General features: G+C 69.7%; 15 protein-coding genes. 6 read left to right on the top strand and 9 right to left on the bottom strand.

What is annotated here, in order from left to right:
- Positions 1-172: 172 nt before the first annotated feature.
- The gene (locus tag FKO37_RS21115) at positions 173-997 is read right to left on the bottom strand and encodes an SDR family NAD(P)-dependent oxidoreductase (protein ID WP_238605521.1); all 825 of its coding nucleotides are present in this window, start codon (positions 995-997) and stop codon (positions 173-175) included.
- 69 nt (positions 998-1,066) lie between these two features.
- Between FKO37_RS21115 and FKO37_RS21120 the strand changes: the two genes are divergently transcribed.
- The 3 genes from FKO37_RS21120 to FKO37_RS21130 are packed head-to-tail and all read left to right on the top strand — an operon-like array spanning position 1,067 to position 3,733.
- On the top strand, positions 1,067-1,837 hold the full coding sequence (locus FKO37_RS21120) for an SDR family oxidoreductase (RefSeq protein ID WP_238605522.1): 771 nt from the start codon (positions 1,067-1,069) through the stop codon (positions 1,835-1,837).
- Positions 1,838-1,850: 13 nt separating this feature from the next.
- Positions 1,851-3,056: an acetyl-CoA C-acetyltransferase gene (locus FKO37_RS21125; RefSeq protein ID WP_238605523.1), complete on the top strand. Its 1,206-nt coding sequence runs from the start codon at positions 1,851-1,853 to the stop codon at positions 3,054-3,056.
- Positions 3,057-3,109: 53 nt separating this feature from the next.
- Positions 3,110-3,733, top strand: coding sequence for a flavin reductase family protein (locus FKO37_RS21130; RefSeq protein ID WP_238605524.1), 624 nt, complete (start codon positions 3,110-3,112; stop codon positions 3,731-3,733).
- A gap of 10 nt (positions 3,734-3,743) precedes the next feature.
- Here the strand turns inward: FKO37_RS21130 and FKO37_RS21135 are convergent, their stop codons facing one another.
- The gene (locus FKO37_RS21135) at positions 3,744-5,306 is read right to left on the bottom strand and encodes an AMP-binding protein (protein WP_308196538.1); all 1,563 of its coding nucleotides are present in this window, start codon (positions 5,304-5,306) and stop codon (positions 3,744-3,746) included.
- Between the two features lie 73 nt (positions 5,307-5,379).
- Between FKO37_RS21135 and FKO37_RS21140 the strand changes: the two genes are divergently transcribed.
- Positions 5,380-5,991, top strand: coding sequence for a TetR/AcrR family transcriptional regulator (locus FKO37_RS21140; RefSeq protein ID WP_081685000.1), 612 nt, complete (start codon positions 5,380-5,382; stop codon positions 5,989-5,991).
- Between the two features lie 5 nt (positions 5,992-5,996).
- On the opposite strand, the gene FKO37_RS21145 is transcribed toward FKO37_RS21140, so the two are convergent.
- Genes FKO37_RS21145 through FKO37_RS21175 form a run of 7 tightly spaced genes read right to left on the bottom strand, consistent with a single transcriptional unit; the run spans position 5,997 to position 12,128 of the window.
- A complete protein-coding gene (locus tag FKO37_RS21145) occupies positions 5,997-6,767 on the bottom strand; it encodes a CoA-transferase subunit beta (protein WP_134667761.1) in 771 nt (256 codons plus the stop codon).
- On the bottom strand, positions 6,764-7,636 hold the full coding sequence (locus tag FKO37_RS21150; protein WP_134667762.1) for a CoA transferase subunit A: 873 nt from the start codon (positions 7,634-7,636) through the stop codon (positions 6,764-6,766). The genes FKO37_RS21145 and FKO37_RS21150 overlap by 4 nt, the downstream gene beginning before the upstream one ends.
- Before the next feature lie 26 nt (positions 7,637-7,662).
- Positions 7,663-8,094, bottom strand: coding sequence for a VOC family protein (locus FKO37_RS21155; RefSeq protein ID WP_134667763.1), 432 nt, complete (start codon positions 8,092-8,094; stop codon positions 7,663-7,665).
- Complete coding sequence (locus FKO37_RS21160) at positions 8,091-9,149, bottom strand: acyl-CoA dehydrogenase family protein (RefSeq protein ID WP_238605525.1); 1,059 nt, start codon at positions 9,147-9,149, stop codon at positions 8,091-8,093. The genes FKO37_RS21155 and FKO37_RS21160 overlap by 4 nt, the downstream gene beginning before the upstream one ends.
- Entirely contained in the window at positions 9,149-10,102 is a 954-nt protein-coding gene (locus FKO37_RS21165; protein ID WP_238605526.1) for an acyl-CoA dehydrogenase family protein, read from the bottom strand. Before FKO37_RS21165 ends, FKO37_RS21160 begins: the two co-directional genes overlap by 1 nt.
- The gene (locus tag FKO37_RS21170) at positions 10,099-11,253 is read right to left on the bottom strand and encodes an acyl-CoA dehydrogenase family protein (RefSeq protein ID WP_238605527.1); all 1,155 of its coding nucleotides are present in this window, start codon (positions 11,251-11,253) and stop codon (positions 10,099-10,101) included. Before FKO37_RS21170 ends, FKO37_RS21165 begins: the two co-directional genes overlap by 4 nt.
- Complete coding sequence (locus FKO37_RS21175) at positions 11,250-12,128, bottom strand: enoyl-CoA hydratase (protein ID WP_037812239.1); 879 nt, start codon at positions 12,126-12,128, stop codon at positions 11,250-11,252. Before FKO37_RS21175 ends, FKO37_RS21170 begins: the two co-directional genes overlap by 4 nt.
- 96 nt (positions 12,129-12,224) lie before the next feature.
- On the opposite strand from FKO37_RS21175, the gene FKO37_RS21180 reads away from it, so the two are divergent.
- Positions 12,225-13,403 carry an acyl-CoA dehydrogenase family protein gene (locus tag FKO37_RS21180; RefSeq protein WP_238605528.1) on the top strand — a complete coding sequence of 393 codons (1,179 nt, stop codon included), beginning with the start codon at positions 12,225-12,227 and terminating at the stop codon, positions 13,401-13,403.
- A complete protein-coding gene (locus FKO37_RS21185) occupies positions 13,400-14,200 on the top strand; it encodes an SDR family oxidoreductase (protein ID WP_238605529.1) in 801 nt (266 codons plus the stop codon). The genes FKO37_RS21180 and FKO37_RS21185 overlap by 4 nt, the downstream gene beginning before the upstream one ends.
- Positions 14,201-14,203 lie beyond the last annotated feature (3 nt).

Below are 14,203 nucleotides of genomic sequence, written 5' to 3' on the forward strand. Positions count from 1 at the left end.
GTGGGGGAGTGAAGACGGGGCTGTGGGGGAGTGAAGACGGGGCTGTAGTGGGCGAGGACGGGTCGCGGTGAGGTGAAGGCGGGGCCGTGACGGGCCGAGGACGGGCAGCAGTGAGGCGAGGACGGGGCCGTGGGTGGCGTGAGCCGAAGGGAGCCGAACCCGCCTCACCGCCTCACGTTTCCCGTGGAAAGTTCGTGAACCCCTTCCGGTTCGTCCGCAAATACCATCCCGACGCCGCGAGCGTCCCGCCGTCCACCGGGATCGTGTGGCCGGTTACGTAGGAAGCCGCGTCCGTCGTCAGGAACTCGATCACCTTCGCGTACTCGTCCACGTGCCCGAACCGGCCCAGCGGCACCCAGGTTTCGATCGCCGCCGGGTCGTTGTCGCGCAGCATCGCGGCGGCGGGAGTCTGCTGGCTGTCCGCGAGATCCGGCGCGATCGCGTTCACCCGCACGCCATGCCGCCCCACTTCGACGGCCAGGCTCTTCGTGAACGCCGAAACCCCGGCGTTGTAAGCGGAATACACCGCGTGTCCGGGGATGCCGCGAAACGCTTCCACCGTCGAATTGTTCACGATCACGCCGGAGCCCTGCGAGATCATGTGCGGCAGCACCCGGTGCGTGAGCTTGAAGACGTGCAGCAGGTTCAGTTCATGCAAGCGCGCCCACTGGTCCGGCGTGCTGTGCAGGAAATCCCGGGAAGCGGGACGGAAATCGCCGACATTGTTGACCAGGACGTCGATCCGTCCGTCGCCCAGGCGCAGGGCCGCGGCGGTGACGGCCTCGACCACCTCGTCCGTCACGATGTCGCCGATGACCGTTTCGCACTCGCCGCCGGTTTCCTCGATCTCGGCGCGCGCGGCGGCAGCGGCGGGGGCGTCGATGTCGTTCAGCACGACCAGGTCCCCGCGCGCGGCGAGGCGGCGGCTGGTCGCCCCGCCGATCCCCAGCGCGCCCCCGGTGACGATGCTGACTCGCCGGATTGCTTCCTGTGGCATGGAAAACCTCCTCGTCCTCAACCTAGCATTTGTTTGGTAAGCTGAGCGCTCCCGGCGAGAAGGAGCAGCATGCCAGTCAGCTTCGACCTGACCGATCGCGTCGTCCTCGTCACCGGCGGAGCGCGCGGAGTCGGCGACGGCATCGTGGCGACGTTCCTCGAAGCGGGCGCCAAGGTCGAGATCTGCGGACGCACGGAACCCGGGGAGCTGCGCGAGGCGGACGGCCGCAAGCCGCGGTTCACGCAGGTCGATGTGCGGGAGCCGGAGCAGGTCGAGAAGTGGCTGGAGGAGATCGGCGAGCGGCACGGACGGCTCGACGTCGTGGTCAACAACGCGGGCGGCGCGCCGTTCGCGCAGTTCGCCGAGGCGTCGCCGCGGTTTCACCGCAAGATCAACGAGCTCAACTTCCTGTCCGCCGCGTACGTCCTCCAGGCGGCGCATCCGATCCTGCGCGAGACGCCCGGGGCGTCGGCGGTGAACATCACGTCGATTTCGGCACGGCGGCCCAGCCCGGGCACCGCGGTGTACGGCGCGGCGAAGGCGGCGCTGGAAAGTCTCACGACCAGCTTGGCGGTCGAGTGGGCTCCGCGGGTGCGGGTCAACGCGGTCAGCTGCGGATTGGTCGAGACGCCGGGTTCCGAGGACCACTACGGCGATCCGGCGCAGCGCGACGCGGTCGCCCGGACGATCCCGCGCGGACAGTTCGCGTCGCCGGCCGAGGTCGGCCAAGCCTGTTTGCTGCTCGCGTCGCCGCTCGCGAGCCATGTCAGCGGAGCGGTGCTCAATGTGGACGGAGGCGGCGAATGGCCCGCCTTCCTCCAGCACACCCCGAACGCCTGAGGAGGACCTCGCTGTGCCCGAAGCCGTGATCGTCTCCGCCGCCCGCTCGCCGATCGGGCGGGCGTACAAGGGCTCGCTCAAGGACCTGCGGCCGGACGACCTCGCCGCGCAGATGGTCGAAGCCGCGCTGGCCGCGGTCCCGGAGGTCGGCCGGATCGACGACCTGATGCTCGGCTGCGCGCAACCGGCCGGGGAACAGGCGTACAACCTCGGCCGGATGGTCGCGTTGCGGCTCGGCCTCGACGCGGTGCCCGGCACGACTGTGCATCGCTATTGCGCGTCCTCGCTGCAGACCACGCGGATGGCGATGCACGCGATCCGCGCCGGCGAGGGCGACGTGTTCGTGTCGGCGGGCGTCGAGTGCGTTTCGCGGTTCTCCCAAGGGAAAGCCGACGGCATGCCGGACACGAAGAACCCGCGGTACGCCGACGCGATGGCTGTGACGGAGAAGCGGGCCGCCGGCGGTCTGCAATGGACAGACCCGCGGAAAGACGGTGCGCTGCCGGACGTCTACATCGCGATGGGCGAGACCGCGGAGAACGTCGCTGACCATTGTGGAGTGTCCCGGGAGGACCAAGACGCCTTCGCGGTGCGCAGCCAGAATCTCGCCGAGGCGGCGGGGGAGTTCTGGCAGAAGGACATCACGCCGGTGACCTTGCCGGACGGCACTGTGGTGTCCACAGACGACGGTCCGCGCGCGGGCGTGACGCTGGAGAAGGTATCTCAACTGAAGCCGGTGTTCCGTCCAGACGGGACGGTTACCGCGGCGAACTGCTGCCCGCTCAACGACGGGGCCGCCGCGCTCGTGGTGATGAGCGACGTCCGGGCGCGCGAACTGGGGATTCAGCCGCTGGCGCGGATCGTCGCCACCGGGGTGTCGGCGTTGAGCCCGGAGATCATGGGGCTGGGTCCGGTCGAGGCGAGCCAGCAGGCGTTGGGCCGGGCCGGACTGTCCGTTAAGGACGTTGACCTGGTCGAGATGAACGAAGCCTTCGCCGCGCAGGTGCTGCCGTGCGTGGACCAGCTGGGCCTGGACCTCGACCGCGTCAACGTGCACGGCGGGGCCATCGCCCTGGGGCACCCGTTCGGCTCAACCGGCGCGCGGATGGCGACGACGCTGCTGCACGGCCTCCAGGCGAAAGACGCGACGTTCGGTCTGGAGACGATGTGCGCGGCGGGCGGCCAGGGCATGGCGATGGTGCTGGAGCGGCTCGCCTGATCGCGCGGGACGGTTCGGTGCCCGCCGAACCGTCCCGCCGCCAGGATGCGGTCATGGATTCCGTCGTGATCGACCCGCCGGTGCTCTACCCCGGCACGCCCGTCGTGCTGCTGTCCAGTGCGAACGCCGACGGGACGACCAACCTGGCCCCGATGTCGTCGGCCTGGGTGCTCGGCCGCACCGCCGTGCTCGGCTTCGGCAGCACCGGACACACCTTCGCCAACCTGCGCGAGCGGCCGGACTGCGTGCTGAACTACCCGAGCGCCGAACTGTGGCCCGCCGTCGAACGCTTGGCCGGGCTGACCGGCGCTCCCGTGGTGCCGGAGCACAAGGCAGGCCAGTTCCGGACCGAACGCGACAAATTCGGCGCCGCCCGTCTGACCCCGGTCCCGGCCGACCTCGTCGCGGTCGACCGGGCCGCGGAATGCCCGCTCCAGGTCGAATGCCAGGTGACGGCCGTGCGGCATCCCGGCGACCCAGGTCTCGGCATCGTCGAGGCCGAGGTGCTGCGAGTGCACGTCCATCCGGCACTTGCGGAACCGGATCTCCGGCACATTCGCGTGGCTGCTTGGGAGCCGTTGTTTTACGTGTTTCGCCACTACGTCGGCCGGGGGCCAGAGCTGGGGCGGACTTTCCGGGCCACTACGTCGGAGCCCGCTCCGCTGAGTTCCCGGTGAGCCGCGACCGTCAGGCCAGTTCCCGCTTCACGATCTTCCCGCTCGCGTTCCGCGGCAGCTCCGCGATCGCCACGAACTCGCGTGGCACCTTGAAATTCGCCAGCCGCTCCCGGCAGTACTCGCGCAGCCCCTCCGCATCCAGTTCGACCCCCGCCCACAGCGTCACGTAAGCGCGCCCCACCGAACCCATCCGGGCGTCGTCCACGCCGATCACCGCGGCTTCCACGACGTCCGGATGGGTGCTCAGCACGTTTTCCACCTCGGCCGGGTACACGTTGAAGCCGCCCACGGTGAACATGTCCTTGAGCCGTCCGGTGATCTTGACGCAGCCGTGTTCGTCCAGCTGTCCGACGTCGCCGGTGTGCAGCCAGCCGTCGGCGTCGATCGCCGCTGCGGTCGCGTCCGGGTCGTCGAAGTAGCCGAGCATCACGAACTCGCCGCGGATGAGGATTTCGCCGTCCGCGCCGACCGGCACGTCCTTGCCCTCGCTGTCGACCGCGCGGATCTCCAGGCCGGGCACCGCCGGGCCGGTCGTGTGGGCGACGTGGCGGGGGTCCTCGTTCGGCCTCGACTGGGTCGCCACCACGCATTCGGTGAGTCCGTACGCCTGCGCGACCTGCTCGAAGCCGAGGATTTCCAGCATGTCCGAGAACAGGTTCTCCGGCACCGAAGCCGCGCCGGCGATCGCGAAGCGCAGGGACGACAGGTCGAATTCGGTGCGGCGCGGGTGGTTGATCAGCGTGGTGAAGATGGTCGGCGCACCGGGCAGCACTGAGATGCCAACCCGCTCGACTAACTCCATCAACGCGACCGGGTCGAACGTCAGCACCGGGTAGATGGTCGTGCCAGCGGTGATCGCCGCGACCACCCCGGCCTTGTAGCCGAAGGAGTGAAAGAACGGGTTCACGATCGCGTACTTGTCAGCCGGGGTAAGCGAAGCGCCCTTCGCCCAGACATCCGCGACGCCGATCGTCTGGGCGTGCGTGCTCATCACGCCCTTCGGGACGCCGGTGGTACCCGAGGTGTACAGAATGTCCGCCACCGTCGAAGGCGTCACCACGGATTCGTCGACGGCGGGCACCGACTCCGCCCCGGCGAGGAATTCGTTCCACGGCAACGCGACGCCGTCCGATCCGAGGTCGATCACGGTGTGCAGCTGCGGAAGTCCAGGCACCGCACCGGACCCGCCCGGACGGGAGGCGGCCTCGGTCAGCATCCCGAGATAGTCTTTGCCGAGGAATCCGTTGCACAGCACCAGCACCGAAGCACCGGACCGTTCCAGCACCACCCGGGCTTCCTCGCCGCGGTACCGGGTGTTGATCGGCACCAGCGCCGCGCCGAGGCACTGCGCGCCCAGGAACGTCAGGATGAACTCGACCCGGTTCGGCGACCACACCGCGACCCGGTCGCCGGACCGGACGCCGACCGCGGCCAGCGCGCGGGAAACCACCCGCACTTGCTCCCGCAATGCGGTCCAGGACAGCTGTGTCGTACCGTCGACCACAGCCGGGGCGCCGCCGTGGCGGCGGGCGGCTTCGTCGAGCAGGGCGGGCATCGTGCGAGGTGTCGACACGCGGGTCTCCTCACTGAACAAGTGCTTGTTCGGTAGCATAGGGGAAAGCAGCGGGCAGGAAGGGATCCATGCGATGACTCCGCGAACCGGCCGGGCCCCGGTCAAGAACGGCGGCACCCGGCGCGGCGAGCTGCTGGGCATCGCCGCTCAGCTCTTCGCGACCCGGGGCTATTCCCAGACCACCGTCCGCGACATCGCCGACGAGGCGGGCATCCTTTCGGGGAGCCTGTACCACCATTTCGCGTCCAAGGAGGACATGCTCCGCGAGATCCTCAAGGAGTTCATGGACGACCTGCTGGCCGCGTTCACCGAGATCGCCGGGAAGGACGGCACGCCGCGCGAGCAGTTCGACGCGCTGGTGTACACCGCCTTCGCGACGATTCACGAGCGGCCGTTCGCGGTGGCGCTTTACCAGAACGAATCGGCCGTCGTCGGCAGCCTCGCCGATTTCGAATTCGTCGGGAAGACGTCGCTGAAGATCGAAAAACTGTGGCTCGGCGTGCTCCAGGCGGGCCGCGAGACCGGCGAATTCCGCGCCGACCTCGAGGTGAGCCTCGTGTACCGGTTCATCCGGGACACCGTCTGGTCGTCGGTCCGCTGGTACAACCCGCGCGGAAAGCTCCGCCACGACGTCGTGGCGGAGCAGTACCTCGCGATGCTGTACGGCGGTCTGCTCGCCGGCTGAGCGGTTCAGGACCGGGACTCCTTGACCTCCCGGTCCCGGGCGTTCTTCGGGTCGAGCACGGTGCGGATCAGGTCCAGCTCGTGCTCGTCCGGCACCCGCGACACGCCCGCGCCGCTGAAGTCCAGCTCGAAACCGGTGTTCGCGCGCACCTCGTCTTCGGTGACGCCCGGGTGCAGCGAACGCACCTTCAGCCGGCCGTCCTCGTCGTAGTCGAGCACCGCCAGGTCGGTCACCACGACGCCGAGGTCGTGGAACCGCAACGCCGTCGACGCGTGCGCGCGGGCCCGGTCGTTGCCGACCCCGGACACGACGTCCACCCGGTCCACGAACACCCGGCTCGAATGCCGGCTCACCCAGTAGTCGGTGCGGTGGTTGACCGTGTTGCCCGGCGCGCCGCGCATGCCGATGAGCTGGCGTTTCGGCTTCCGCCAGTCGCCGATCAGCGAGATGTTCTGGTTGCCGAACCGGTCGATCTGGCTCGCGCCCATCATCGAATGCCGCCGCCCGGTGTTGAGAATGTCGAAGATCCGCCCGAACGGGGCCCAGCCCTCGACCGTCCCGCCCGCCGCCGCGGTCTTGCCCAGCGGCGGCGGGTCGGCCATGAAGTGGCATTCGCCGTCGGACAGCACCAGCTCGGGGGAGTGGGTGAGCCGGGCCAGCCGCGCGCTGACCGCCGGGACCGTGCCGACCGCGTGGGCCAGCACCTCGCCGGAGCCGCGCCACGCGTCGGAGCACGCGGCGATGCAGACCTCGGCGCGGGTTGCGGGGGCACTCATGCGGACTCCTTCTCGGTCGCGCGGTGGAAAGCGCGCACTGCTTCGTGGTAGCTGGCCTCGTCGCCGGTCAGGAAGGTTTCGCGGAACTGCTTCCACGAGACCTCGTCCTGCGCCGACTGGGCGTAATGCCGCTGGAACGCCTCGTCGCGGCCGTAATCCGGGTCGCACGAGGTGAAGTGCGCGCCGTTCGGGGCCTCGATCACGCCGTTCACGAACATCCGGCTGATCAGCAGCGACGTCGACCGCTCGGTGGCGGTGAGGTCCTCGGTGTCCACGATCTTCTCGACGCTCAGCAGCGTTTTGTCCGACGCCATCGCGAACAGGTCGTCGAAGTACGGGTCCGGGCCGAGGAACTGGCCGTTGCCGAGGGTGTCGCTGCGGTTGAGGTGCAGCAGCGAGACGTCCGGGCGCACCGCGGGCACCGCGATGTAGACGTCGTCGTCATAGGGCGACGCGACGGTCTTCAGCTCCGGGTTCATCAGCAGCACGTCGCTTTCCAGCCCGGCTCGCGTCGGCAGGAACGACAGCCGGTTGGCACCCGCCCGGAGCGCGGCGACGAACATGCCCTCGTCGTATTCCGTCGTCTCGACCCGGCCGCCCTCGCGCGCGGCGCGGAAATGCGGGTCGAGCGGGATCGTGTCGAGCGAGACGAACCCGTAGATCACCCGGCGCACCTTGCCCGCCGCGCACAGCAGCCCGACCTCGGGCCCGCCGAAAGTGACCAGCGTGAGGTCTTCGACGTCGCTGCGCAGCAGTTCGCGCACCATCGCCATCGGCTTGCGCCGCGACCCCCAGCCGCCGATCCCGACGGTCATCCCGGACCGGACGTACTCGGTGACGCCGTCCAGGGTCATGGACTTGCCGCCCATTCGTTCCTCCAGTGTGTTCGTCTAGCTCAGGCGGGCAGTTGCACCAGTTCGACGCGGACCCGGTCCGGATCGAGCACGTACACCGCGCGGCAGCCCGCCATCGGATGGCTCGTGACGATCGGCTCCGAGATCGCGGCGACCCCGCGTCCGCGCAGCCGCTCCAGCGTCGCGTCCAGGTCGGCGACGGTGATCGCGACGTGCGCGGCGCCCGCTTGCCCGTGGTCCGGGTCGATCCGCTTCGGCGACCCGTTTTCGTACTGCAGCAGCTCGACCACCGTGTCGCCGTCGCCGGTCGACACGAAGCTCTGGCGCACGATCACTCCCGGGTATCCGGTGACCTCGTCGATCCGCGGACCGCTGCGCTCGAACGGTCCTTCGACGCTGCCGCGCAGCAGGTCGCGGTAGAACTCGGTCGACGCGGCGAGGTCGTGCACGGTGATTCCGACGTGGTGGATCATGCGTCGCTCCGGAGCCGGGCGCGGTGCTCGCGGGCGTCGCCGAAGAGCTGCGCCAGCGCGTGCGCCCGTTTGAAATACAGCTGGGAATCGTGTTCCCAGGTGATCGCGATCCCGCCGTGCAGCTGGACGGTTTCCGAGGCGACCGCGGTGAAAGCCTCGCTGCACCAAGATTTCGCGTACGCCGCCTGCTGGACGACATCGTCGCCGTTGCTCGCCGCGAACCCGGCCGCCCACGAGATCGAGCGCGCGGTTTCGACCTGCACCAGCATGTCCGCGACCCGGTGCTTCAACGCCTGGAACGAACCGAGCGGGCGGCCGAACTGTTCGCGCTCCTTGAGATGCGCGACGGTACGGTCCAAACAGGACTGTGCACCGCCGACTTGCAGTGCGGTGCAAGCGATCGCGGCGATGGCATGCAGCCGGGGGAGCGCTTCGGCGAAGTCGGCGGCGAGCAGGGTCGCCGGGGTGTCGCGGAACTCCACCTTGGCGAACCTGAGCGTCTGGTCCACCGCCGGGGTCGCTTCAGGCGTCGCGGAGGCTTGGAACAGCGCAGGGCGTCCATCTGCCATGGCAACTACGAGCAGGTGAGATGCCTGCGCACCGTCCAGCACCAACGTCGCGGTGCCGTTCAGCACGCCCGAGGACGCGACCACGTCCGAACCGGCGGTCCGATGCCGTCCGGCGCGATCCGCCCAGGCCAGCGCGACGACCTCGCCCGCCGCGATCCCGGGAAGCAGCTCCGGCGCGTCCGCGGCCAGCAATGCTTGTGCGGCAAGCACTCCCGAGCCCAGCAGCGGCGACGGGGTCAGGCTCGCACCCAGTTCCTCCAGCACGACATGTGTCTCGAAGAGGCTGAACCCGGCCCCGCCGTACTCCTCGGGGATGGCCAGCGCCGCGACGCCGATCTGCTCGCACAACGCGGTCCACAGTTCGGTGTCGTATCCGGAGGGTGAGTCGATCGCCGCCCGCAGATCGGTCTTCGCGGCCCGCCGGGTGACCAGCCCTCGGACGGCGGCGGCGAGTTCCCGCTGCTCGTCGGTCAGCGCGAAGTGCATCAGCGGCCCCTCATCAGGCTCTCCAGCACCCGCGCGCGGTGCACGGCAGGCGTGCCCCAGCAGCCCACGAGCGCCCGGACCCGCAACAGCCACAGGCTCAGGTCGCATTCGAGCGTGTAGCCGATCGCGCCGTGCAACTGCAGTCCGGTGCGCGCGGCGAGCTGGGCCGCGTCCGACGTGGCGACCTTCGCTGCCGAGATCGCCCGGGCGCTGGGTTCGCGGGCCGCGCCGAGCACCAGCGGACGGGCGAAGTCGAGCGCCACGCGGACGTCCGCGGCGGCGTGCTTGAGTGCTTGGTACTCGCCGATCACGCGGCCGAACTGACGGCGCTGACCGAGGTAGGCGACGGTGTCGGCCAGCATTCGCTCGCCGCAGCCCAGCAGCTCCGCGGCGCAGGCGAGGCTGGCGAGGTCGAGCGCCTGTGCGCGGGTTTCCGGGGAAAGCGGCTGAACCTCGGCACCGGCGGTCACCTCGAACAGGTGCCGGGAGGGATCGACCGACTGCAGCGAGCGGCCGATTTCCGCCCGAGCCAGCGAATCGCCGACTACGAAGACGTCCGTCGCGACGTTGGCATCCAGCGCGTACGGAGTGTCCGGCGCGCTCGCGAAGGTCACCACCGCGTCGCCGGAAGCCAGCGAGGACAGCAGCGAAGCGTCGGTGAGCAGCGCGGGCGCGGCGGCGATCGACTCGATCACCGGACCCGGCACGCCGTGGTATCCGAGCCGCTCGAAAGCGACGACGAGATCGACCGCAGTCCCGCCGACGCCGCCGTGTTCCTCGGGCACGCCGAGCGCGGTCACGCCCAGTTCGGCGAGCTGTTTCCACAGCAGCAGCCCGGATTCCGGCCGGTCGGCGGCCCAGGACCGGGTGACGCCGGGGACGTCGGCCGCGCCCAGCAGGGCGTCCAGCGCTTCGGCGAACGCGCGCTGTTCGGCGGACAGCCGGAACTTCATGCTTGTGCCTTCCTGCGGTCGCCGCGGGGGAGGCCGAGCAGCCGTTCCGCGACGATGTTGCGCTGGATTTCGTTGGTGCCGGCGTAGATCGGGCCGCCGAGGGCGAACAGGTAGTCCTCCGTCCACCGTCCGCGCACTTCCTGGCCCGCGCCGAGCAGGTCCAGCGCGGTTTCCTGGATGCCGAGGTCGAGCCCGGTCCAGAAGAGCTTGTTGACGCTGCCCGCCGCGCCGACGTCGCCGCCGTGCTGCACGTGGTCGACGGTGTCCCAGGTGTAGAGCCGGTAGGCCTCGGCCTTGATCCACGCGTCGGCCACGCGGTCGCGCAGGTGCGGCGCTTCGGTTCCGCGCTCGGCCCAGAGATCCAGCAGCCGGTCGGCCGCCGCGAGGAACCGGCCCGGCGAACGCAGCGACAGGCCGCGTTCGTTGCCCGCCGTGCTCATTGCGACGCGCCAGCCGTCGCCGACCCCGCCGAGGACGTCCTGATCAGGCACGAAGACGTCGTCGAAGAAGATCTCGGCGAACCCGCAGTCGCCGTCGAGCTGGGCGATCGGCCGGACGGTGACGCCGTCCGAATCGAGCGGGAACAGGAAGTAGGTGAGCCCGCGGTGCCGTTCGGCTTCCGGATCGGAGCGGAACAGGCCGAAACCCCAGTCCGCGAACGGGGCGCGGGAGCTCCAGATCTTCTGTCCGTTGAGGACCCAGCCGCCGCGGTCGTCATCGCGGACGGCGGTGCTGCGGATCCCGGCGAGGTCGCTGCCCGCTTCCGGCTCGGACCAGGCCTGGGCCCAGATCCGGGTGCCGTTCGCGGTGCGCGGAAGGTGCCGCTCGCGCTGGTCGTCGGTGCCGTGCTCGAAGATGATCGGGGCCAGCAGCGAGATGCCGTTCTGCGCGATCCGGGTCGGCGCGCCGCTGAGGTAGTACTCCTCCTCGAACAGCACCCATTCGGTCAACGTCGCGTCGCGGCCGCCGTACTCGGCCGGCCAGGTGACCACGGACCACCGGCCGTCGGCGAGTTTCGCTTCCCACTCGCGGTGCGCGCGGGCGCCGTCCTCGGTGTCCATCGACGGCAGCGAGCCCGGGCTGTTCTCCTCCAGCCAGGCACGGGCCTCCGCGCGGAATTCCTCTTCCGCGGCGGTGAATTCCGGGCTCATGACTCTCCCGCGGCCTTCTTGTTGGCCTTCGCCATGGAACGCGCGTCGAGCCCGGCGAGCGAATCGGTGTCCAGCTCGGCGTTGTGCGCGTGCGCGGCGTGGTGCAGGCCGAACACCGAGTCCATTCCGGACCGCATGCCCATCAGGTCTTCGGCCTGGTTGACGGCCTTCTTCGTGAGCGCGAGGCCCAGCTGCGGCATCTGCGCGATGCGCTCGGCGATGGCGAACGTCGCCTCTTCCAGTTCGGCGCGCGGCACGACGTGGTTGACCATGCCGAGCGCCTGCGCACGGTCGGCCCCGAACCGGTCGCCGGTGTAGAGGAACTCCTTCGCCGCGCGCGGGTTCATCACCCACGGGTGCGCGAAGTACTCGACGCCCGGGATGCCCATCCGCACCACCGGGTCGGAGAAGAACGCGTCGTCGGAGGCCACGATGAAGTCGCACGACCACGCGAGCATCAGACCGCCCGCGATGCACGCGCCCTGCACCATCGCGATCACCGGCTTCGGGATCTCCCGCCACCGGCGGCACATGCCGAGGTAGACCTCCGACTCGCGGGCGAACCGCGAATCGACGCCCGCCCGGTCGGTGTGGTCCCACCAGATGACCGCTTTGCGCTCGAAGCTCTGGTCGATGTCGCGGCCCGGGGTGCCGATGTCGTGGCCGGCGCAGAAGTGCTTGCCGTTGCCCGCCAGCACGATCGCCTTGACGTCCGGATCGTCCACCGCCTTGGTGAACGCGGCGTCCAGCGCGTAGGTCATCTTCGAGTTCTGGGCGTTGCGGTACTGCGGCCGGTTCAGTGTGACGACCGCGACCGGACCGCGCACCTCGTACGTCACGACCTGCTCGTCGGTGCTTTCTTCGGTTCCGCTCAACGCGCATCACTCCTTCTCGGTTCGGCGGCGATGCTACCAAACAAGTGCTTGGTTTGGTAGCGTGGCGGGACCGGCACCGGCGGACCAGGAGGACGGGTGGATCTTCGCTACACCCCCGAGGACGAGCAGTTCCGCGCCGAGGTGCGCGAGTGGCTCGGCGACCACCTCGCGGGCGAGTTCGCCGCGCTGAAGGGCCTCGGCGGGTCCGGGCGCGAGCACGAAGCGCCGGAGGAACGGCAGGCGTGGAACCAGCATCTGGCGGCGCACGGCTGGACGTGCCTCGGCTGGCCGGTCCAGTACGGCGGGCGCGGGCTGAGCCTGCTGCAGCAGGTGATCTTCCACGAGGAGTACGCGCGGTCGAACGCGCCGGCGCGGGTCAACCACCTCGGCGAGGAACTGCTCGGTCCGACGTTGATCGCGCACGGCACGGACGAGCAGCGGCGGCGGTTCTTGCCGGGGATCGTCGGGGTCACCGAGCTGTGGTGCCAGGGCTATTCCGAGCCGGGCGCCGGGTCGGATCTGGCCGGGGTGCGGACGCGGGCCCGGCTGGAGGGCGGCGAGTGGGTGATCGACGGGCAGAAGATCTGGACGTCGCTCGCTCAGCACGCGCAGTGGTGCTTCGCGGTGGTGCGGACCGAGCCGGGGTCCCGGCGGCACGCCGGGCTGTCGTACTTGCTGGTGCCGATGGACCAGCCCGGGGTCGAGGTCCGGCCGATCCGGCAGCTGACCGGGACCAGCGAGTTCAACGAGGTCTTCTTCGACGGGGCCCGGACCGAAGAGTCGCTGGTCGTCGGCGCGCCAGGGGACGGGTGGCGGGTCGCGATGGCGACGCTCGGGTTCGAGCGCGGGGTGTCGACGATCGGGCAGCAGGTCGGATTCGCCCGGGAATTGGCTGGCGTTGTCGCTGCCGCGCGGGCGAACGGGCGTTATGACGATCCGGTGGTGCGGGATCGGCTGGCGCGGGCCGAGGTCGGCCTCGAGGTGCTGCGGGTGCACGCGTTGCGGACATTGAGTGCGTATGAGGCCGGGTCGCAGGGGCCGGAGGCTTCGGTGTCGAAGCTGTTGTGGGCTCGGTGGCATCGGGAGCTGGGCGAACTGGCGATGGAGGTCCGCGGGGGTTCCGCGTTGACTGCCGCGGGTGCTTACGAGCTTGATGCTCAGCAGACGCTTTTCTTGTTCAGCCGGGCCGACACCATTTACGGCGGTTCGGACGAAATCCAGCGCAATATCATTGCCGAGCGCGTGCTCGGCCTGCCTAGGGAGCCGCGACCGTGAGCGTTAAACCGGAACAGCCCGCGCCTGATTACGTGCCGGGGCATGGGTTGCTTGCCGAACGCGTGGTCGTCGTGACTGCTGCGGCGGGCGCGGGCATCGGGGCGGCGGTTGCCCGGCGGTGCCTGGAGGAAGGCGCGCGGGCGGTCGTGATCGGGGATACCCATGAGCGCCGGCTCGCCGAGGCGGCGGCCAAGCTGGGGGCGGAGTTCGGCGCCGAGCGGGTCGCGTCGGTGGTGTGCGACGTGACCAAGGAGGAGCAGGTCGCGGCTTTGCTGGACGCTGCCGAGCCGTTCGGCGGGGTCGAGGTCATGGTGAACAACGCCGGTCTCGGCGGTACGGCTTCGATCACCGAGATGACGGACGAGCAGTGGTCGTTGGTGCTCGACGTGACGCTTACCGGGACTTTCCGGTGTATCCGGGCGGCTTCCCGGCGGATGATCGCTCGCGGCTGTCGCGGGGTGATCGTGAACAACGCGTCGGTGATCGGCTGGCGGGCCCAGGAAGGGCAGGCGCACTACGCGGCGGCCAAGGCCGGGGTGATGGCGTTGACGCGGTCGGCGGCGATGGATCTGGCTTCGTCGGGGATCCGGGTCAACGCGGTGTCGCCCAGTCTGGCGATGCATCCGTTCCTGGAGAAGGTCACCACTGCCGAATTGCTGACCGAACTGAAGGGGCGCGAGGCGTTCGGGCGGGCGGCGGAACCCTGGGAAGTCGCCAATGTGATGGTGTTCCTCGCTAGTCCTTATTCGTCTTATCTCACCGGTGAAGTCGTCTCGGTGAGCAGTCAGCATCCCTGATTC

The organism is Amycolatopsis sp. Poz14 (assembly GCF_006704225.1).
GTDB classification, from domain to species: Bacteria; Actinomycetota; Actinomycetes; order Mycobacteriales; family Pseudonocardiaceae; genus Amycolatopsis; species Amycolatopsis nivea.

Excerpts from the sequence above, each read along its gene's own strand:
- FKO37_RS21115 (WP_238605521.1), bottom strand. The coding sequence starts at position 997 with ATGCCACAGGAAGCAATCCGGCGAGTCAGCATCGTCACCGGGGGCGCG.
- FKO37_RS21120 (WP_238605522.1), top strand. The coding sequence starts at position 1,067 with ATGCCAGTCAGCTTCGACCTGACCGATCGCGTCGTCCTCGTCACCGGC.
- FKO37_RS21130 (WP_238605524.1), top strand. The coding sequence starts at position 3,110 with ATGGATTCCGTCGTGATCGACCCGCCGGTGCTCTACCCCGGCACGCCC.
- FKO37_RS21140 (WP_081685000.1), top strand. The coding sequence starts at position 5,380 with ATGACTCCGCGAACCGGCCGGGCCCCGGTCAAGAACGGCGGCACCCGG.
- FKO37_RS21145 (WP_134667761.1), bottom strand. The coding sequence starts at position 6,767 with ATGAGTGCCCCCGCAACCCGCGCCGAGGTCTGCATCGCCGCGTGCTCC.
- FKO37_RS21150 (WP_134667762.1), bottom strand. The coding sequence starts at position 7,636 with ATGGGCGGCAAGTCCATGACCCTGGACGGCGTCACCGAGTACGTCCGG.
- FKO37_RS21155 (WP_134667763.1), bottom strand. The coding sequence starts at position 8,094 with ATGATCCACCACGTCGGAATCACCGTGCACGACCTCGCCGCGTCGACC.
- FKO37_RS21160 (WP_238605525.1), bottom strand. The coding sequence starts at position 9,149 with ATGCACTTCGCGCTGACCGACGAGCAGCGGGAACTCGCCGCCGCCGTC.
- FKO37_RS21165 (WP_238605526.1), bottom strand. The coding sequence starts at position 10,102 with ATGAAGTTCCGGCTGTCCGCCGAACAGCGCGCGTTCGCCGAAGCGCTG.
- FKO37_RS21170 (WP_238605527.1), bottom strand. The coding sequence starts at position 11,253 with ATGAGCCCGGAATTCACCGCCGCGGAAGAGGAATTCCGCGCGGAGGCC.